The 18,134-nt window shown below is 56.4% G+C and carries 17 protein-coding genes; 12 read left to right on the top strand and 5 right to left on the bottom strand.

Going from position 1 to position 18,134, the window contains the following annotated elements:
* The 3 genes from J7J49_RS10750 to J7J49_RS22790 form a co-directional block, all read left to right on the top strand.
* Window positions 1-607 (top strand): polymorphic toxin type 44 domain-containing protein (locus tag J7J49_RS10750; RefSeq protein ID WP_215092448.1); only part of this gene is annotated, 607 nt, incomplete at its 5' end.
* An 18-nt stretch (window positions 608-625) separates the two neighbouring features.
* The gene (locus J7J49_RS10755) at window positions 626-1,207 is read left to right on the top strand and encodes a hypothetical protein (RefSeq protein WP_215092450.1); all 582 of its coding nucleotides are present in this window, start codon (window positions 626-628) and stop codon (window positions 1,205-1,207) included.
* 390 nt (window positions 1,208-1,597) lie between these two features.
* Complete coding sequence (locus tag J7J49_RS22790) at window positions 1,598-1,702, top strand: DUF6402 family protein (RefSeq protein ID WP_353048367.1); 105 nt, start codon at window positions 1,598-1,600, stop codon at window positions 1,700-1,702.
* Window positions 1,703-1,817: 115 nt separating this feature from the next.
* Here J7J49_RS22790 and J7J49_RS10760 read toward each other — a convergent pair whose 3' ends face one another.
* From J7J49_RS10760 to speB, 4 genes are all read right to left on the bottom strand, one after another.
* Window positions 1,818-3,281: an aldehyde dehydrogenase family protein gene (locus tag J7J49_RS10760; RefSeq protein WP_215092453.1), complete on the bottom strand. Its 1,464-nt coding sequence runs from the start codon at window positions 3,279-3,281 to the stop codon at window positions 1,818-1,820.
* Between the two features lie 9 nt (window positions 3,282-3,290).
* Window positions 3,291-4,901: a 5-guanidino-2-oxopentanoate decarboxylase gene (locus J7J49_RS10765; RefSeq protein WP_215092455.1), complete on the bottom strand. Its 1,611-nt coding sequence runs from the start codon at window positions 4,899-4,901 to the stop codon at window positions 3,291-3,293.
* Between the two features lie 10 nt (window positions 4,902-4,911).
* Window positions 4,912-6,294, bottom strand: coding sequence for a YjiH family protein (locus tag J7J49_RS10770; RefSeq protein WP_215092457.1), 1,383 nt, complete (start codon window positions 6,292-6,294; stop codon window positions 4,912-4,914).
* A 102-nt stretch (window positions 6,295-6,396) separates the two neighbouring features.
* Complete coding sequence (gene speB / locus J7J49_RS10775; protein ID WP_215092458.1) at window positions 6,397-7,347, bottom strand: agmatinase; 951 nt, start codon at window positions 7,345-7,347, stop codon at window positions 6,397-6,399.
* Window positions 7,348-7,604: 257 nt separating this feature from the next.
* Between speB and J7J49_RS10780 the strand changes: the two genes are divergently transcribed.
* From J7J49_RS10780 to J7J49_RS10815, 8 genes are all read left to right on the top strand, one after another.
* Window positions 7,605-9,026, top strand: coding sequence for a sigma-54 interaction domain-containing protein (locus J7J49_RS10780; protein WP_215092459.1), 1,422 nt, complete (start codon window positions 7,605-7,607; stop codon window positions 9,024-9,026).
* A gap of 113 nt (window positions 9,027-9,139) precedes the next feature.
* Window positions 9,140-10,279: an ABC transporter ATP-binding protein gene (locus tag J7J49_RS10785; protein WP_215092460.1), complete on the top strand. Its 1,140-nt coding sequence runs from the start codon at window positions 9,140-9,142 to the stop codon at window positions 10,277-10,279.
* A gap of 10 nt (window positions 10,280-10,289) precedes the next feature.
* Window positions 10,290-11,573: an ABC transporter substrate-binding protein gene (locus tag J7J49_RS10790; protein ID WP_215092461.1), complete on the top strand. Its 1,284-nt coding sequence runs from the start codon at window positions 10,290-10,292 to the stop codon at window positions 11,571-11,573.
* A gap of 62 nt (window positions 11,574-11,635) precedes the next feature.
* Window positions 11,636-12,520 carry a carbohydrate ABC transporter permease gene (locus J7J49_RS10795; RefSeq protein ID WP_215092462.1) on the top strand — a complete coding sequence of 295 codons (885 nt, stop codon included), beginning with the start codon at window positions 11,636-11,638 and terminating at the stop codon, window positions 12,518-12,520.
* Window positions 12,517-13,359: a carbohydrate ABC transporter permease gene (locus tag J7J49_RS10800; RefSeq protein ID WP_215092463.1), complete on the top strand. Its 843-nt coding sequence runs from the start codon at window positions 12,517-12,519 to the stop codon at window positions 13,357-13,359. The genes J7J49_RS10795 and J7J49_RS10800 overlap by 4 nt, the downstream gene beginning before the upstream one ends.
* A gap of 65 nt (window positions 13,360-13,424) precedes the next feature.
* Window positions 13,425-15,242 carry a DNA helicase RecQ gene (recQ, locus tag J7J49_RS10805; RefSeq protein WP_215092466.1) on the top strand — a complete coding sequence of 606 codons (1,818 nt, stop codon included), beginning with the start codon at window positions 13,425-13,427 and terminating at the stop codon, window positions 15,240-15,242.
* Between the two features lie 91 nt (window positions 15,243-15,333).
* Window positions 15,334-15,735 carry an MbcA/ParS/Xre antitoxin family protein gene (locus J7J49_RS10810; protein ID WP_215092468.1) on the top strand — a complete coding sequence of 134 codons (402 nt, stop codon included), beginning with the start codon at window positions 15,334-15,336 and terminating at the stop codon, window positions 15,733-15,735.
* Window positions 15,732-16,412 carry an RES family NAD+ phosphorylase gene (locus J7J49_RS10815; RefSeq protein ID WP_215092470.1) on the top strand — a complete coding sequence of 227 codons (681 nt, stop codon included), beginning with the start codon at window positions 15,732-15,734 and terminating at the stop codon, window positions 16,410-16,412. Before J7J49_RS10810 ends, J7J49_RS10815 begins: the two co-directional genes overlap by 4 nt.
* Before the next feature lie 8 nt (window positions 16,413-16,420).
* Here J7J49_RS10815 and mtnA read toward each other — a convergent pair whose 3' ends face one another.
* On the bottom strand, window positions 16,421-17,440 hold the full coding sequence (gene mtnA, locus J7J49_RS10820) for an S-methyl-5-thioribose-1-phosphate isomerase (protein ID WP_215092472.1): 1,020 nt from the start codon (window positions 17,438-17,440) through the stop codon (window positions 16,421-16,423).
* A 105-nt stretch (window positions 17,441-17,545) separates the two neighbouring features.
* Here mtnA and mtnB point away from each other — a divergent pair, with 105 nt between their 5' ends.
* On the top strand, window positions 17,546-18,133 hold the full coding sequence (gene mtnB / locus J7J49_RS10825) for a methylthioribulose 1-phosphate dehydratase (protein WP_064235252.1): 588 nt from the start codon (window positions 17,546-17,548) through the stop codon (window positions 18,131-18,133).
* Window position 18,134: the final 1 nt, after the last annotated feature.

Genomic DNA, 18,134 nt, shown 5'->3' on the forward strand with positions numbered 1-18,134 from the left:
CGAGTCGCTAAACAGTGCTCACCGTCTTGCCCGAAACATGGCAAGGCCGAAGTTTATGCAAATCGAACGGCATGCCCGCCGGGCAGCACTTGCTAGTTGGGCTTGGCTCACAATGCCTGGTGGGATCTGGGATCACAAACAATATTTTGACCCTAAGGTAGACCCAGAAAGGGCGAGACAGTTTGCAACATTAGGGATAACGACTAGGCAATATCACCATAAATACCAAGGCTATGAGTATTTTTACGACATCTGGTCCAATATTCATTACGGTTATGTAGGCTGTTACATCGGGTTTTCTGAAGACGCTTTACTAGACGGCGCTGGCCTTGCGCAGTACGCAAGCGATATTACAGAATTTAAATGGCCAGAAAACCGAAGCGATACTAACGGATCAGGGCTTAGGCGCTTTGATGACGTTACTGACTACCTTTCGGTTCGCTTAGGTATATCAATGTTTGAGCGTTTTAGTCCGCGAGAACTAACAGGATCTCTCCTGATGAATGAAATTACTCAGGTAGAGTATCCGGAGAAAGTGGGCTCCAAGATACCCCACACCTGCCAAGGCGTTAGGAGAAGACTAGAGGACATAACAAATGCAAAATAACCAGGGAGTAGCAAACTAATGCCTTTCTACCGTCGAAAAATAGTCATCATACCAATAGTTATCATCGTCAGCTTTTTTACTTGGCAAAGATATATTTATGGAGTAATGGATTATCGACCTGACCCAAAACTAACGGAGAGCGCTGAAGTGCTCTTCAATTTTATAGATGAAAACGATATACTGAAAATTATAATAGAAAATGGAAAAGCCGAGGCTTATGTGCGTGATGGCAAGTTCCGTGCCAAACCGATAACACTAGAAAACCATATTCCTAGTTCAGCCATACAGAGCATAGAAAACTCAAGCCTTAATATAAAAATCGCCAGTTTCACAAAGATTTGCGGACACTTCCCAGAATGCTATTTCGAAGCCTTCTTCAGAATGAAAAGACCATTTGAAGTCAAAGGTTTTCCATTATATACACCTTGGTGGTACCTTAGGTATTCTCCGAGTGGGGCATATTTTGAGGAAGGAGTAGTTCCTTCCTTATCGGAAGCTCTTGAAAATCCCGAAGAAACAAGTCCTTTGCAAGATGGATATATTTTTTGCGAAGCTACCGAATTAACGCACTGGTATCTATGCACTGGTAAATATCTTTAGTGATTTATTGTTCTGCGCTATATTCTAGCAACTATCGATGTGGTGCAGAAAACACTAATGCTATTCTATCGGTGTAAATTAGTTATCATACCACTGATGATCATCGCTAACTTTCTGGCTTGGCTAAGCTATTTATGGGCTGTTGAGAGTCACCAGCCTAGCATAAGAAAAACCAAGACCCTAATTGCGGCTACTGATCAGGTTCAAGCTATTATGCAGCATGAAGGCTTGGAATTTGTTCAAATAAATAATTAATATTTATAAATTATTACTGCACTTAATTATTTGGCATTTCGAATAGTAATCAGTTAAATTTAGCTTGGAGAAGCTGAGATTTATGAAGTTTCTATTCATTAAGTCAGCTTCCTTCTATAGCAGAGCAAACGCTATATGCTTGTGCTGAACAGTCATTTCGCGGCCTACCGAGATAAGAGCCAAAGGGGCGGCAACTTTCGCATCTACTCTGACCTGTTGCGCGAACACCTGCGCGAGTAATGAATCTTTTAAACCTCCCCAACTTCATTGACCATGATGTGATGTACCAGTGAAGGTAGTAAAAGCCGGGAAATCGACCCGGCGTTACCCAATACCAGAAGCTAATTCCTAAACGTTAATCAGCAGGCCCAATTACGTGTTTCACTTCGAGATACGCGCTTAGCCCCCAAGGGCCCAATTCACGACCAATGCCACTACGCTTGAAGCCGCCCCAGCCAGTTTCGGGTAGCACTAGTTGTTCGCTGTTGTACCAGATGCTACCGGCTTTGAGCTGGCGACCGATGCGCTTGGCGCGCTCGGGGTCGCCGCTGATGACGGTGGCCGCCAGGCCGTAGTCACTATCGTTGGCGAGTTGAATAGCTTCCGCTTCGCTTGCCACGCTATGGCCACAAAGCACCGGGCCGAAAATCTCTTCCTGCCATAAGCGGCTCTCTAGCGGCACATCACGGTAAAGCGTAGGCGCGAGGAAGTAGCCTTGTTCAGGCAGCGTACGGTGCTTTATATCGCGCACTGCCGTAAGGCCTTCCTGTTCGGCAATGTCCAGATAGCGTTGTACCGCATCGCGCTGCTTGGCGCTGGTCAACGGCCCCAGGTCGGTGCCTTCGGCCAGCGGATCACCCAGCGTCTGCGAATCCATACGCTCGGCAAGGGCGGCGTAGAGCGCTTCGGCCACGTTTTCGTGCACCAATAACCGCGAAGTTGCAGAGCAGATTTGTCCGGCGTTGAAGTAGATACCGGCCATTACCCAGTCGGCTGCCTGTTCGGGGTCGGCGTCTTCCATCACCAGAATGGGGGATTTGCCGCCTAGCTCCAGCGACACGCTGGCCGTACGATCGGCAGCGGCTTGCATCACCGCTTCGCCGACTCGATTACTCCCCGTAAAGGAGATTTTATCCACACCAGGGTGGTTGGTCAGCGGCGCACCGATGCCCTCACCGTCGCCGTTAAGCAGATTCAGCACGCCCGCGGGCAGGTTGATATCCAGGGCAATCTCGGCCAGCATGAGTTCGGGAAGCGGCGTGACTTCCGAAGGTTTAAGTACCGCGGTACAACCGGCCGCCAAAGCAGGCGCCAGCTTCCAGGCGCTGGTCACTAGCGGGAAGTTCCAGGGCGCAATCAGCCCCACTACCCCCACAGGGTCGTGATAGGTACGCGCCTCAACGCCCGCCATCTCCACACTCACCAACTCGCCTTGGCGGTCATCCAGTGCCCTGGCTTGCTTCGCGTAGTAGCGGTAGCAGGCAATCGCATCGTCTAGATCAATGCCCGCTTCTGCCAACGGCTTACCGTTGTTGGTGGCCGAAAGCGTGAGGATCGAATCCCGGCGGGCTTCCAGTGCATCGGCAAATCCATCGAGATATTTTGCTCGGGCACTACCGCCCAGCGCTTGCCAGGCAGGATGCGCCTGCTGGGCAGCTTTTACCGCGGCATCAACATCTGCTGCGTCCCCCGCGGTGACCTGGGCAATGCACTCTTCGCGGTAGGGATTCATCACGTCGAGCAGTCGGGTGCCCGCCGAGGGCACCCACTGGTTGTTGATGAACTGGTGATTAAGAATCTGATGGCTGAGTGACGGCATGGGAATATCCTAGTCAGAATGTGCGCACGCGCGCTGCCAGGCAGCGGCGTCAATTTCGATCAGTAGAGGCCCGTTGGTTTCGCGGTTGGCGAGCGCCTCGGATAATGCGGCGGGGCTTTCTACCAGAACGCCGGGACAACCAAAGCCCTCGGCCAGGGTGAGGAAGTTAGGCGCCTGAATATCCACACCCAAGCGGGCCACGCCGTTAGCATCCATATAGCGGCGAATCTCTTCGTAACCAGCGTTGTGCCAGAGCACAATCACTACGGGCAAGCGCTCTTCTACGGCGGTGGCGATTTCCGAGAGCGTAAACATCACCCCGCCATCGCCCACCAGCGCCACCACCGGTAGATCCGCTCGCGCCAGCTGTGCGCCCAGCGCCGCGGGCAGACCATAGCCCAAGGTGCCGTAGCCGGTTGAGGCATTGAAGTAGCGCCTTGGCGCTGGCTGGCTAACCAGATGATTACCGGCATATACCGGCGCGGTAGAGTCACCCACCAGAATCGCCTCGGGCAAATGCTCGGCCAAGGTGTTGTAGAGCGGCACAAAGTCGCTAAAAGCAGGGTCATTTTGCAGATTCAGCGCGCTCAAGACGGCGGCAGTTCGCTCAACGCCTCGACGCTGCACTGTGTCTGGGAAGTGAGCGAGCAGAAGCTCAAGACTGCGCCCAGCGTCCCCCACCAGCCCCAGCGTGACGCGTTGATTACGCACCAGCTGCTCTGGGTCGAGATCGATGCGGATCAGCGTGCCATTAAGGTGAAAGCCACCGTCAAACACCACGTCATAGTCAGTCTCGCCCAGCTCGGTGCCTACCGCCAAAATCACATCGGCATTGGCCGCCAGTTCGCGCACTGCGGGTAGCGCCGCGTTAGCCCCCAAATCCAGCGGGTGGTCGCGGCCTAGCAACCCTTTGGCATTGATGGTCGTGACCGTAGGCGCATCGAGCTTTGCTACCAATGCTCGTGCTGCCTCTGGCGCGGAGACACAGCCACCACCTAATAGCACCAGGGGCTGTTTCGCCGCGTGTAACAAGCGGGCGGCTTCGGCCAGCCCTTCTGGATCAGGCGCAGCTCGATAAAGCGTGGGCGCTCGCCACGAAGCCGATGCTTTTACCGGCGCATTAAACAAGTCGATGGGGATTTCGATATGCACCGGGCCCGGGCGCGCACCGTTGAAGACGGCAAAGGCGCGGGCGAGCACCTCGGGCAGCGTGTTGGCATCCAGCAGCGTGTGGCTAAACCGTGCCACGCCGCTAATCATTTGCTGCTGGCTGGGCAGCTCGTGCAACCGCCCTTGGCCCAAGCCCAGCGTATCGCGGCGATTGACGCTGGAAATTACCAACATGGGGATAGAGTCTGCCAGGGCTTGGCCCATGGCGGTGGCGATATTGGTCATTCCCGGGCCGGTGATAATCAGGCAAACGCCCGGCTGACCGCTAGCGCGAGCATAACCGTCGGCCATAAACCCCGCGCCCTGCTCATGGCGCGGAGTGACGTGCTGTACATCGCTGCCTTCCAGCCCGCGATAAAGCTCTACCGTGTGCACGCCGGGTATGCCGAACAGCGCGCGTACGCCATAGGTATCGCGTAGCATTTTAATCAGTAACTCAGCGCAGGTCATCGCAGGCCCCTTAGAAGAAAAATGTATGGGCCATAAAGGCGATGATCGGCAGCGTAATCGCGGTACGCAGTAAGAACACTACCGCCAGCTCCCAGAACTTGATGGGAATCTTCGATTTGAGTAGCAGCGCACCGATCTCTGACATATACACCAACTGCGTCATGGAGAGGCAGGCAATCACAAATCGGGTCAGCTCACTTTCGATGTTGGTCGCCAACACCGCCGGCAGGAACATATCGGCAAACCCTACCAGCGTGGCGGGGGCGGCCGCCTGTGCTTCAGGAATACGCAGCAGTTCGAGCACCGGCACCATGGGGTAGGAAAGCCAGGTAAACAGCGGGGTAAACTCGGCTAAAATCAGCGCAACGGTACCAATCGCAAATACCAGTGGCAGCAGCGTCAGGAAAATATCGATGACGTTGAGTAGAGCCAAGCGGGCTAACTGACGCGGCCCAGGAGCACTGCCTGCGCGACGGGTAGCCTGCAACAGGCTATAGCGGAATAGACCTACATTATCAGTGCGCTCTTCGCTCAACTGGCAGCCGACCGGCTCATAGTAGTCGTTGGATTTACGCGACAGTGGAGGAATCCGCGACACGATAACGGCAGCGATCAAACCGGACACCACCACCGTGAAGTAGAACTGCACAAACAGGTGGTTAATCTCGACAAAGTTAGTCACTAGCAGGCTGAACGCGATGGAGGCGACCGAAAAGTTGGTGGCGATCACCGAGGCTTCGCGGCCATTGTAGTAGCCCTGCTCATACTGCTGGGCGGTGATCAGCACACCGACGGTACCCGAGCCCATCCATGAAGCGGTGGCGTCAATAGCGCTGCGTCCCGGCAGATTAAAGATAAACCGGAACGGCTTACGCACCATGGTGCCAATAAACTCCATAAAGCCGAACTCGACCAGAAACGGCAGCAGTAGCGCCGCAAAGAAGAAGAACGTCAGCAGCACCGGCGCCAAGTCATTGAGCATCACCCCGCCGGTAAACGAGGCGGTGACAAACTCTGGGCCAAACTGAAAAAAGGTCATGATGACAAAAATGGCACCAAGCACGCGCATCGCAACCCAAATGACGCCCACATCGAACATATCGTGAAAGGGCCCGCTTTGAGCCCAGCTAGGTTTAGCGAGCTTGACGTATAGCGTCACCACCACCGAGAGGCAGAGAATGACCACCGCAATGGCGGGAAGCGCTGATCCTAGCAGCGTTTGCAAGCCATCAGCCATCATACCCATGCCAATATTAATAGAGTCCCCGACCTGGAAGGGAACCAAAAACAGCAGTACCCCAATAATGGAGGGGATCAGAAATTTCAGTAAGTGCGCAGGGGGTATCGGTGCCGAAGAACTCGGCTGATCCGATTTAACGTTGCTGTACGACATAGGGTTCACCCATTGGAAGTGATTATTGGAGGTGGGCTGGCGGCTAATAGCGCCTTGTTAGATCGGCGCTTTCTTAATATCTAAACTTTCTTACTATCTAAATTAGTTACTATGCTTAACGCCCGGCAGTATGCAGAGCATCTCATACAGCAGCGTGGCGCCCATTAGCGCGGTATTGCCGCTAGGATCGTAAGGCGGTGACACTTCTACCAGATCGCAGCCGACTATATTCAGCCCAGCCGCACCGCGAACCAGTTCTAATCCTTGGGTTGAGGTCAGTCCGCCCATCTCCACCGTGCCAGTACCAGGGGCAACAGAAGGATCCAAGCCGTCGATATCGAAACTGATATACACCGGGATATCGCCCATCTGCTCGCGCACTTCCTGCATCAACGGCGCCAGCGAGCGGTACCAGCACTCTTCGGCGGGCACAACACGGAAACCCTGGTCACGACACCAGTCAAAGTCTTCTGCCGCATAGCCGGTTCCGCGCAGGCCGATTTGCACGACTTTGCCATGGGCTAATAAGCCCTCCTCCTGGGCGCGACGAAACGGCGTACCGTGAGCAATCGGCTCGCCGAACATGTGCTCGTTGACATCGGCGTGGGCATCGATATGGATCAGCCCTACCGGGCCGTGCTTTTTCGCCATGGCGCGCAGAATCGGCAGGGTTAGCGTATGTTCGCCGCCAAGGGTTAGAGGGATGCAGTTGTGCTTGAGCACGTCGTCATAAAAGGCAGTGATGATGTCGACGCTTTTCGGCAGGTGAAACGTATTGATCGGTACGTCTCCGATATCCGCCACTTGCAGGCTTTCAAAGGGCGCTGCTCGGGTCGCCATATTGTAGGGGCGCAACATGCGCGACTCATCGCGGATCTGGCGTGGGCCAAGTCGCGTGCCGGGACGGTTTGATGTACCGATATCCATAGGGATGCCAATAAATGCCGCGTCCAACCCCTCGGCAGTCTCTTGGGAAGGCAGGCGCATCATGGTGGCGGGGCCTGCAAAGCGCGGCATAGTATTGCCACCCAGGGGCTGATTAAACTCCGACATCGTTCTCTCCTAGACGTTATTTGAACCTAGACGTTATTTGAAATTGTTGAATCGCAATGCGAGCTCGGCTTGTCTATCAATAGACATTGCACATAGCGTGCCAAGGCGCTAAAACCGCTAGAACCGCCACTTTCCTTGACCATTCGATGCAAAAATGCATTAAATTGACGGTTATTCAATTCAATATTGCATCGATAATTCAAAAATGGTTCGATTAGAAAGCATCGGCGGCAGGTAAATCAGGTGAGTAATCTCGAATGAGTGAAATAGATAGACGCGTGCTGCAAACCATTGTGGCGACCGCCAACGACCACTTCTTTATCGTCAGTGGCGATGGGCAGATAGTCGATATCAGCCCCGGGGCCGAAGCGGTTTACGGCGTTTCGCGGGAAGAGCTGCTCGCTAGCAGTGTTCAGCAGTTGCAAGCCGCCGGCGTGCTCAAGCCCTCGATTAGCATGGAAGTGATGCGCACCCGCAGGCCCGCACAGCTAATGCAGGTCACCGGAACAGGTCGCCGGGTGATAGCCGAAGCCTACCCGGTGTTCGTCGACGGCAGGCTGGAACGCATTATCAGCCGCTCGCGGGATTTAACCGACTTGCAGTTATTGCAGGACGAATATGCCCTGTTGCAAAAACGCTTTAGCGAGCATTTAAAGCGCAGTCAGGCTGCCCCCGATGCCGAAGAGCAGGCGCTGGATGACGCCCTGGACAACTTGCAGGTGCGCAGCAGCGTGATGCGTGAAATTGCGCTACTGCTTAAGCGCGTCGCCCCTTCAGATGCCAATGTGCTGATGCTGGGTGAATCAGGCGTGGGTAAAACCGCCTTTGCCAAACAGCTACACCGCTGGAGTCAGCGCTGCGACGGCCCCTTTATTGACGTGAACTGCGCGGCGATTCCCGAGAATCTGTTTGAGTCCGAGATGTTTGGCTACCAGCCCGGCGCCTTCAGTGGTGCCGCTCGGCAGGGTAAGGCGGGACTGTTAGAGCAGGCCGAGGGCGGTACGCTGTTTCTGGATGAAATAGGCGAGTTGCCGCTGTTGATGCAAACCAAACTGCTCAAGGTAATTCAGGATGGCAGTTTGACCCGACTGGGAGATACACGCCCACGCAAGGTCAATTTCCGCTTGGTCGTAGCCACTAACCAAGACTTGGCAAAACAGGTTGAGGCCGGGCGGTTTCGTCTCGACCTTTACTACCGCCTCAATGTGATCCCCGTCACCCTGCCGCCACTTCGCGACCGCCGTGAGGATATTCCCGACCTAGTTGAAGCCTGCTTAAGCCGACTTAACCAGCGCTATGGACGACAAAAAATCCTTGATACCCGCGTTTGGTCGACGTTGATGGGCAGTGAATGGCCGGGCAACGTCCGCGAGCTGGAGAACTGGCTAGAACGAGCCTGGCTTTCCAGCCCCACCGATCAAATCGAGGTGCCCGCCGTGCTTCCTCACGCCGAGCAGCACCCCGCCAGTTTGCCGAGCGCCTCGCTAGCAGCAAAGCCGATAACAGCACTCGAACCCCAGGAAACCCTCAAACAGTACCTGGCACGGCTGGAACGGGAAACGCTTGAAGAGCTGTGCAACACGCTACCCAGCACCTACGCCATCGCTGAACGGCTGGGCATCAGCCAATCCAGCGTGGTGCGCAGGCTGCAGCGTTATGGCATTAAAGTCGCCAAGTGATTTTCTGCTTGACACAGCGGGTGTCATCAACCATCCATGTAAGTGTCATGAAACGGCAACACCTTCAACACAAGCTGAACTAACAACAACCAGCAGCCGGTGATGTGTGTGCTATGTCAAACCAATCGCGTATCCGCCTGGAGCGCGTCACCAAACGTTGGGACGCGACCACTGCTGTCGATGGCATTTCCTTCGATGTCACGCCTGGGCAATTTGTCATTCTACTGGGCCCTTCTGGCTGCGGTAAATCCACCACGCTGCGTATGATCGCAGGCCTGGAAGAGGCCAGCGACGGCCAAATCCATATCGGCGATCGCGACGTCACGCGCCTGCCGCCGGGGGATCGTGGGCTGAGCATGGTGTTTCAATCCTACGCCCTGTTTCCGCACCTAAGCGTTGCCGACAACATTGTGTTTGGCCTACGCAGCCGCAAGGTGCCCAAAGCAGAACAGCGCGAACGGCTGGCGAAAGTCGCCGAACTGGTCGATCTCACCGACTACCTGCACCGCAAGCCCGCCCAGCTTTCCGGCGGCCAGCGCCAGCGGGTGGCGCTGGCGCGCTCCGTCATATCCGAACACCCGATCTGCTTGATGGACGAGCCGCTCTCCAACCTAGATGCCCGGCTACGTAGCGATATGCGTCGGGAGATCAAAGCGCTGCAAAGCCGCCTGAATATGACGGTGATTTACGTCACCCACGACCAGGTCGAAGCGATGAGTATGGGCGACCGGGTCATTCTGATGCAGCACGGCAGAATCGTGCAGGACGGCACGCCTGACGAGCTGTATAACCGCCCGGCCAGTGCCTTTGCCGCCAGCTTTATTGGCAGCCCGGCCATGAACCTACTGCCGCTGGAAGCAGGCAAGGAGGGGGCCGTTATCGTAGGTGAGCCGCACACACCGGTGGCGCCATTAGCAGCCGTCGGTGGTCAGTTAGGCATCCGCCCGGAGGATATCGCGCTAAGCACCACTTCGACGACTGGCGTACCCGCGATGGTGGTCAGCGATGAATACCTGGGTGCCGATACCATAGTCCATTTGGCAGTCGGTGATCATACCCTGCGGGTTCGACTCAGTGGCCGCCATAGGCTGGCTGGCCAGCAGTGTCGGATCGGCTGGACAGCCGAGGCCGCTCACCTATTCGGTGGAAACGGCCTGCGCCGTGATGACCTCACCGCTTACTCATTATTACCCGCCGCTGCACTGTCAGCGGAAAGCGCTTCGCCCCACTCGCAGCTCCAACCCCAACGTTAAGGTGTTTCCCATGCGTGCCCGTATCCCCATTGCTCTTTCTGCACTCACTGCTGGCCTGCTCAGTGCCGGTCAGGCCGCCGCCAACGACCCTACTGTACTCACCATGTACTATCCCGTCGCAGTGGGCGGTGCGCTCACCGATGTGGTCGATAACTTGGTAGATGAGTTTGAGAGCGAACACCCGGATATCGATGTAGAAGCCATTTACGCCGGTAACTACGACGACACCCGCGTGCGCGCCATGTCGGCGATGGAAGCCGGTGATACGCCCCAGCTGTCGGTCATGTTCTCAATCGATCTTTACGAACTGATTGAGCAGAACGCCATCGTCGCCTTCGATGATTTAATCGAAACCGACGAAGAACGCGAGTGGCTCGACAGTTTCTACCCCGGTTTGATGGAAAATGGCCAATTGGATGGCAAGACCTACGGCATCCCCTTCCAGCGCTCCACCATCGTGCTGTTCTGGAACAAGGACGCCTTTGAAGCTGCCGGCCTAGACCCCGAAACACCCCCCGAAAACTGGGAAGAAATGGCAGAGATGGCGGCGACCGTTCGCGAAGCCTCCAACGGCGAGCAGTGGGGCGTGATGGTGCCGTCGACTGGCTACCCCTACTGGATGTTCCAAGCCTTTGCCTTTCAGAACGGCCACCGGCTAATGAGCGACGACGGCACGGAAGTCTACTTTGACGACCCCGCAGCGGTTGAAGCACTGGAGTACTGGGTCTCCCTGGCCACCGAGCACAATGCCATGCCCGACGGCACTATCGAGTGGGGTACGCTGCGCCAGAACTTCCTTGAAGAATCCACGGCGATGATGTGGCACACCACCGGCAACCTGACCGCCGTACGCAGCGAAGCCAATTTTGATTTTGGCGTCGCCATGCTGCCGATGAAAACCCAGCGCGGCAGCCCTACCGGCGGCGGCAACTTCTACATTTTTGAAGATACCACCCAAGAAGAGCAGCGCGCGGCGATGACCTTTATTCGCTGGATGACCGCCCCCGAGCGCGCCGCTGCCTGGTCGATTGAGACTGGCTACATGGGCGTTAGCCCCGCCGCCTACGAAACCGATGCGCTGCAAAGCTACGTAGAAGAATTCGCGCCTGCAGCGGTGGCCCGCGACCAGCTTGAACACGGCACGGCGGAGCTCTCCACCTACCAGGGCGGCCGCATTCGCCGCGCTTTGGATAACGCTGTGCAAGCCGCGCTGACCGGGCAAATGACACCGCAAGAAGCGCTTAGTCAGGCGCAGCAAGAAGCCGACGGCGTACTACGTCGCTACGCCCGCTAAGCGTTAGAATTTTACTCTTCGCCGGGGGATGCCCCGGCTTTTCCAACGTGCGGTACGCCTCTATGTCATTCACCAATCACCGCAAAATGCAGCTCTACGGCGCGCTTCTGCTGCTGCCCGCTGCGGTACTGCTGACCACTTTTGCTTATTTACCGACCGTGACAACGGTGATTAATAGCCTGTTTTTACCCGGCTTTCGCGGCGCACCCACTGAATTCGTTGGCCTTGAAAATTATCAGGTGTTGTTCGATGACCCGACGTTTTGGAAAGTAGCTCGTAACAACTTAATCTACGCCGTCGGTACGATTCCTACGTCTATCGCGCTGGCACTTGGCATGGCGCTGTTCGTCAATGGCAAGCTTCGCGGGCGGGGTTTTGTGCGTATGGCGTATTTCACGCCGACGATACTGCCCATGATCGCCGCCGCCAATATCTGGATGTTTTTCTACGCCCCGCAAATTGGCCTGTTCAATAGTCTGCTCGGCGCACTGGGAATCCCAGGCGTTAACTGGCTAGGCGACCCAAGCGTCGCGCTGGGCTCAGTGATTGTGATGTCGGTTTGGAAAGAAGCAGGCTTTTTTATGATCTTCTACTTGGCGGCGCTGCAAAGCATGCCACCCGAGTTAAAAGAGGCCTCAGATCTTGAAGGCACTAGCCGCTGGAGTTTCTTCTGGCGAGTCACCTTTCCGCTACTCATGCCCACCACGCTGTTTGTGCTGATCAATGCGCTGATTAACTCGGTTCGGGTCGTCGATCACCTGTTTATTTTGACCAAGGGTGGGCCCAACAACGCCACCAACCTGCTGCTCTATTACGTCTACGAGAACGCCTTCTCGTTCTTTGACCGCACCACGGCGGCGACCATTACGGTGGTGATTTTGGTGGTACTGGCGGTAGTGGCCACGCTGAAGTTCACGATTTTAGACCGCAGGACACACTACCAATGAACCCAACGACGACCTATACGCCCTACACCCGTTACGTCTTTATCCCATCGCTTGAAACCGTGGCGGCATGGCTGCTGGCGATTATTTGGATATTCCCGCTGCTGTATGCCTTTTGGGCCGCCTTCCATCCCAGCGAATTTATGGTGAATTTTGAGCTCTTCGCCCCGCTGACGCTGGAGAACTTCACTAACGCCTGGTCTCAGGCGCCCTTTGCCCGCTACTACCTGAACACCTTTGCGTTAGTAACGGGCGTCGTGATCGGCCAGTTTATTGTCTGCACCTTGGCGGCATTTGCCTTTGCGCGTTTTCCGATTCCCGGCAAAAACGTGCTGTTTATGCTGGTGCTGATTCAGCTGTTTGTGTTTCCCGAAGTACTGATTGTGGAAAACTACCGCATCGCAAGCGAACTGGGGTTGATCAACACCATCACCGGGATTGGTCTGCCTTATGTCGCCAGCGCTCTAGGTATTTTCCTGCTCCGCCAGACCTTTAAAACCATCCCCCAGGAGCTTGAAGACGCCGCCCGTATCGAAGGCTGCAACTGGCTGGAAATTTTGTGGAAGGTTTACGTACCGCTGGCTAAGCCTACCTATTTAGCTTATGGCCTGGTCTCAATCAGCCACCACTGGAATAACTTTATCTGGCCGCTGGTGGTCACCAACTCGGTAGAGAGCCGTCCGCTAACGGTGGGCTTAGGCGTTTTCTCTGCGCCAGAAACCGGGGTTAACTGGGCCACCGTTAGCGCCGCCACGCTGCTTAGCATCGCCCCGCTGTTGGTGGCTTTCCTGCTTTTCCAACGTCAATTTGTGCAGTCTTTCTTAAGGGCGGGGATTCGCTAGGCAGTCGCCGCATACGTTTTTCGTGCGACTATTCTCTCTTAAGCACAAGACAAGGGAGAGCATTGATGCACGGCGACACCCACCCGGAAGCCCTCAAGGTGCTGCAGGAGGTATTTGGCTACGACAGCTTTCGCGGCCCGCAGCAGGCTATCATCGAGCATGTGATCGCAGGGGGCGACGCGCTGGTGCTGATGCCCACTGGCGGCGGTAAGTCGCTGTGCTATCAGATCCCTGCGCTGCTGCGTGAAGGCACTGCGATTGTGGTCTCGCCGCTGATCGCGCTAATGCAGGATCAGGTCGCGGCACTGAAGCAGAACGGGGTCAGAGCGGACTACCTCAATTCCAGCCTCGATTATCACGAGGCAGTCGATGTGGAGAACCGCTTGCGGGCGGGCGAGCTGGATCTTTTGTATGTCGCGCCGGAACGGCTGGCCACGGCGCGTATGCAGATGCTGCTGGAACAGACCCAGATTGCCCTGTTCGCCATTGATGAAGCCCACTGCGTCTCCCAGTGGGGGCACGATTTTCGCCCCGAGTATCGCCAGCTCTCCCACCTGCATCAGCGCTTTCCCCAGGTGCCGCGCATCGCCCTGACCGCCACCGCCGATGTGCCCACCCGGCACGACATCATGGAGCATCTGCAGCTCCACGAAGCAGCGCTATATAACAGCGGCTTTGACCGGCCCAATATCCGCTACCATATTGCCGAAAATCAGGGCAACGCCAAGGAACAGCTGCTGGGTTTTATCCGCGAGCACCACGACGGCGAGGCGGGTATCGTCTACTGCCTTTCCCGGCGCAAGGTAGAAGAGACCGCCGCCTGGCTGGAGCGCCAGGGGCTGACCGCGCTGCCCTACCACGCGGGGCTTCCCCCCGAGCAGCGCCAGCACCACCAGACCCGTTTTCTGCGTGAAGATGGCGTGGTCATCGTGGCCACCATTGCCTTCGGCATGGGTATAGATAAGCCCGACGTACGCTTTGTGGCGCATCTCAACCTGCCCAAGAGCATCGAAGCCTACTACCAGGAGACCGGCCGCGCCGGGCGTGACGGCCTGCCCGCCGATGCCTGGATGGCCTACGGGCTTCAGGACGTGATCACGCTACGCCAGATGCAGCAGGACTCCAGCGCCGCCGACCAGCAAAAGCGCATTGAGCAGCAGAAGCTCGACGCCATGCTGGGGCTTTGCGAGATCATCAGCTGCCGCCGTCAGTCGTTGCTTCACTACTTTGGCGATCACCTGGACGCCCCCTGCGGCAACTGCGATAACTGTCTGACCCCACCCGAGACCTGGGAGGCCACCGTGGCGGCGCAAAAGGCGCTGTCGTGCGTCTACCGTACCGAGCAGCGCTTCGGCGTGACCTACTTGGTGGATGTACTGCTGGGCAAAAGCAACGAGCGCATTACCCGCTTTGGCCACGACCGCATCAGCACCTTCGGTATTGGTAAAGAGCTCACCGCTAACGATTGGAAAGCGCTCTTTCGCCAGCTGATTGCCAGCGGCTATTTAAGTGTGGATATGGAGGGCCACGGCGGCATTAAGCTCACTGCCAACGCCAAACCGGTACTGCGCGGCGAACATGCCCTCACCCTACGCAAACCAAGCAAGGCCAAAGCCACCCGGCGAGGCAGCAAAGGGGGCTCTACCAAGCTGCCCCAAGGGGAGCTGTGGGAAGCCCTGCGCCAACACCGTCGGGAACTAGCCGCGGCCCAGGGCGTGCCTGCCTATGTGATTTTCCACGACGCCACTCTGGCCGAAATGGTCGAGCAGAAACCCCAGAGCCTAGCGGCATTGGGCACAATCTCGGGCATCGGCGCGCGCAAACTGTCGGATTACGGCGAGGGGTTTCTGGGCATTATTCTGGCGCATCGGGAAGCTGAGTAAAACAGCCATACCAGCGCGATAGCTCAAATGGTCGATATTTTCAAAAACCGCTCATTTGACGTAAAATATACGTAAGTGAGGAGAAAGCTATATGCCCATTCAGCATAAAACAGCCGACAAACGCCGCGAAATGGGGGCCGCAGCGATGCGTACCTACCCCAACATTTCCCACGCTTGGGGATTGAAAGAGAGCGAGGCCGCGCTGTTGTTAGGAGTACCGGACTCCACCTACCGCCGCTGGAAGCAGTCGCCTGAGCAGGCGCGGCTTGATGCCAATCACTTGGAACGGATGTCGTTGATTCTCGGCATTTATAAAGCGCTGCATATACTGTTGCCCAGTAAAGAAGCCGCTAACAGTTGGCTGCAGCGAGCCAACTGCAACCCTCTTTTTGCCGGCCACTCCCCCATGGAACGTCTGTTAAATGGACAAGTCTCCGACCTCTACGTTGTTCGCCAGCATTTAGATGCCGCGCGTGGTGGGGGCCATGCATGACCTTCCCGCTAAGCAACGTTACTTGGCGACCCAGTTATCGGGTTATTCCCTCGCGTTTCCCGCCTATTGATTTATTCGAAGGCGTCAATAACAACGCTGATGACTGGGCGTTACTCAATGAACTAGAAGGCGAGACCTCGGCTAGGCTTCGTGAAGAAGCGGGCGCGATCCATCTAGTTCGCGACGGCGACCGCCGCTATGGGCCTGGATGGACTCCCGTCATGGCGGCCTTTTGCCACTTCCCTGAGACCGGCTCACGTTTTAGCGATGGCACCTTTGGCGCCTACTACTGCGCGTTAACCGAAGCCACGGCCATTGCTGAAACTGTGTACCACGCAGAGCGCTTTATGGGGGAGTCAAACGAGCCGCCCATGATGCTTCAGCAGCGTGTTTATCTGTCGGATCTAACGGGCCAACTGATTGATTTACGAAGACAGAATGCTGCCCAAGCGCTTCTCGATCCGGATAGCTGGGCAGCCGGGCAAATCTTGGGTAGAAAGGCGTGGGATGAGCAGACGGATGGCATCGTTTACCCCAGCGTTCGAGTCCCCGATGGCGAGTGTGCCGCCGTATTACGGCCACCCGCGCTCTCCGCAACACGGCAAGGGCGTCATATCGGCTATGACTGGGATGGTCAGCGTATCCGCCATATCTATGAGCTAACGCTATTAGGCTAACGGTTCCGCTAAACCCTGCCCCGGAAGTGCTCACCCTGGGCAACGGCCGCAGCATCGAATACGCCGGTATCCAAAATCCAGGCGGTGACGAGGCTGGCGGGGGTGACGTCAAAAGCGGGGTTCCATACGGGAGCATCGCTGGGTGCCCACACTACGTCGCCAAAGGCACCAGAGACACCGCGTATCTCGGCGCCATCACGCTGCTCGATGGGAATATCCGCGCCGGTGGCGCAGGCGGGATCAACCGTGGTGTAAGGGGCCACTACATAGAACGGCACCTGATGATAGTGAGCAACTACCGCCAACATGTAAGTACCCACTTTATTGGCGAAGTCGCCGTTGGCGCAGATACGGTCAGCGCCCACCATAACTTTATCTACCTTGCCCGCTGCCATGAGGCTGGCGGCCATGCTGTCAGCAATTAGCTGGTAGGGAATGCCCAGATCAGCCATTTCCCAGGCGGTTAAACGACCACCCTGTAGCAACGGGCGAGTTTCATCTACATATACATGCAGATCAATGCCGCGCTGTTTGGCCACCGCCAGTGCGCCAATAGCCGTGCCTACACCCGCGGTGGCCAGCGAACCGGTATTGCAGTGTGTCAGCACACGGTCGCCCGCTTTCAACAAGTCAGCGCCCCGCTCGGCCATGCGTTGGCACAGTGCCCGGTCTTCGGCAAACAGTTCCGCGGCGCGTTCGGCCAGTGCGTTGGCGCCTTGCTCAAAGCAGGCTTCCATGGCATCCAGGCAGTACATTAGGTTTACCGCTGTGGGGCGTGTAGCACGTAAGCGATCACTCACCAACTGCCAGTCACCGCTTGGGTGGCGGGCGGCATACTGCGCCAGCACAAAGGCTGCGCTCAAGCCAATCAGCGGTGCACCGCGAATCGCTAAGCTTTTGACCGCAACTTGCCAACCATCCGGCGAGTCACAGCGTACCCACTGCTCCGCTTGGGGCAGTTGGGTTTGATCCAAATACTCAAGGTGGTCGGCATAGACCCGCAAACTGCGTGATTGAAGTTGAGGCATTCGATGAACTCCTTGAGCACTTGCTAGCTTAACAACGGCACGACTTATCAGGCGCGAAGCTTATCATATAGAATGGCTGCCATTAGAAGAGGCGATGCAGATCCTATGATGACGTTACAAACTGAACTGCTCGACGCTATTTCCTGGGCGGCGCAGCAAGGTTGGACGCCAGCCACTGGCGGCAATTTTTCCGCCCGCACCGGGTCGGGCTATCTTGTTACCGCTTCCGGGCGGGATAAAACCCGCATTCAGGCCGATGATCTGTTGCTCTGCGACCTGGATGGCAAGGTGCTATCTGGCGGTGGCAAGCCAAGCGCAGAGAGCGATCTGCATGCCGCGCTCTATCGTTTGGAACCGTCGATTAACTGCGTGCTGCATATCCATACCGTGGCCAGCACGGTGTTGTCGCGGCGCTATCCCCAGGGTATTGAGCTAAGCGGCTTTGAGATGCAAAAGGCGCTAGCGGGCAATGTCACCCACGACGCCACTATCACGTTACCGGTGGTGCCCAACTCCCAGGATATGGAAGCGCTGGCCGAGCATGTACGTAGCGGTTGGCCGATGCCATGGGGCTTTTTAGTCGCGGGCCACGGCATTTACGCCGTGGGCGATAGCATCGCAAGCTGTCGTCGTCACTTGGAAGCCATCGAATTTTTACTAGCCTGTATGCTTGAAGAGAGTCGATGGTCTTAAA

It is taken from the genome of Halomonas sp. ISL-56 (genome assembly GCF_018612805.1).
Lineage (GTDB): Bacteria > Pseudomonadota > Gammaproteobacteria > Pseudomonadales > Halomonadaceae > Vreelandella.

Bases quoted from the DNA above. Each gene is read 5' to 3' on its own strand.
- J7J49_RS10755 (WP_215092450.1), top strand. From the start codon at position 626: ATGCCTTTCTACCGTCGAAAAATAGTCATCATACCAATAGTTATCATC.
- J7J49_RS22790 (WP_353048367.1), top strand. From the start codon at position 1,598: ATGCTTGTGCTGAACAGTCATTTCGCGGCCTACCGAGATAAGAGCCAA.
- J7J49_RS10760 (WP_215092453.1), bottom strand. From the start codon at position 3,281: ATGCCGTCACTCAGCCATCAGATTCTTAATCACCAGTTCATCAACAAC.
- J7J49_RS10765 (WP_215092455.1), bottom strand. From the start codon at position 4,901: ATGACCTGCGCTGAGTTACTGATTAAAATGCTACGCGATACCTATGGC.
- J7J49_RS10770 (WP_215092457.1), bottom strand. From the start codon at position 6,294: ATGTCGTACAGCAACGTTAAATCGGATCAGCCGAGTTCTTCGGCACCG.
- speB (WP_215092458.1), bottom strand. From the start codon at position 7,347: ATGTCGGAGTTTAATCAGCCCCTGGGTGGCAATACTATGCCGCGCTTT.
- J7J49_RS10780 (WP_215092459.1), top strand. From the start codon at position 7,605: ATGAGTGAAATAGATAGACGCGTGCTGCAAACCATTGTGGCGACCGCC.
- J7J49_RS10785 (WP_215092460.1), top strand. From the start codon at position 9,140: ATGTCAAACCAATCGCGTATCCGCCTGGAGCGCGTCACCAAACGTTGG.
- J7J49_RS10790 (WP_215092461.1), top strand. From the start codon at position 10,290: ATGCGTGCCCGTATCCCCATTGCTCTTTCTGCACTCACTGCTGGCCTG.
- J7J49_RS10795 (WP_215092462.1), top strand. From the start codon at position 11,636: ATGTCATTCACCAATCACCGCAAAATGCAGCTCTACGGCGCGCTTCTG.
- J7J49_RS10800 (WP_215092463.1), top strand. From the start codon at position 12,517: ATGAACCCAACGACGACCTATACGCCCTACACCCGTTACGTCTTTATC.
- recQ (WP_215092466.1), top strand. From the start codon at position 13,425: ATGCACGGCGACACCCACCCGGAAGCCCTCAAGGTGCTGCAGGAGGTA.
- J7J49_RS10810 (WP_215092468.1), top strand. From the start codon at position 15,334: ATGCCCATTCAGCATAAAACAGCCGACAAACGCCGCGAAATGGGGGCC.
- J7J49_RS10815 (WP_215092470.1), top strand. From the start codon at position 15,732: ATGACCTTCCCGCTAAGCAACGTTACTTGGCGACCCAGTTATCGGGTT.
- mtnA (WP_215092472.1), bottom strand. From the start codon at position 17,440: ATGCCTCAACTTCAATCACGCAGTTTGCGGGTCTATGCCGACCACCTT.
- mtnB (WP_064235252.1), top strand. From the start codon at position 17,546: ATGATGACGTTACAAACTGAACTGCTCGACGCTATTTCCTGGGCGGCG.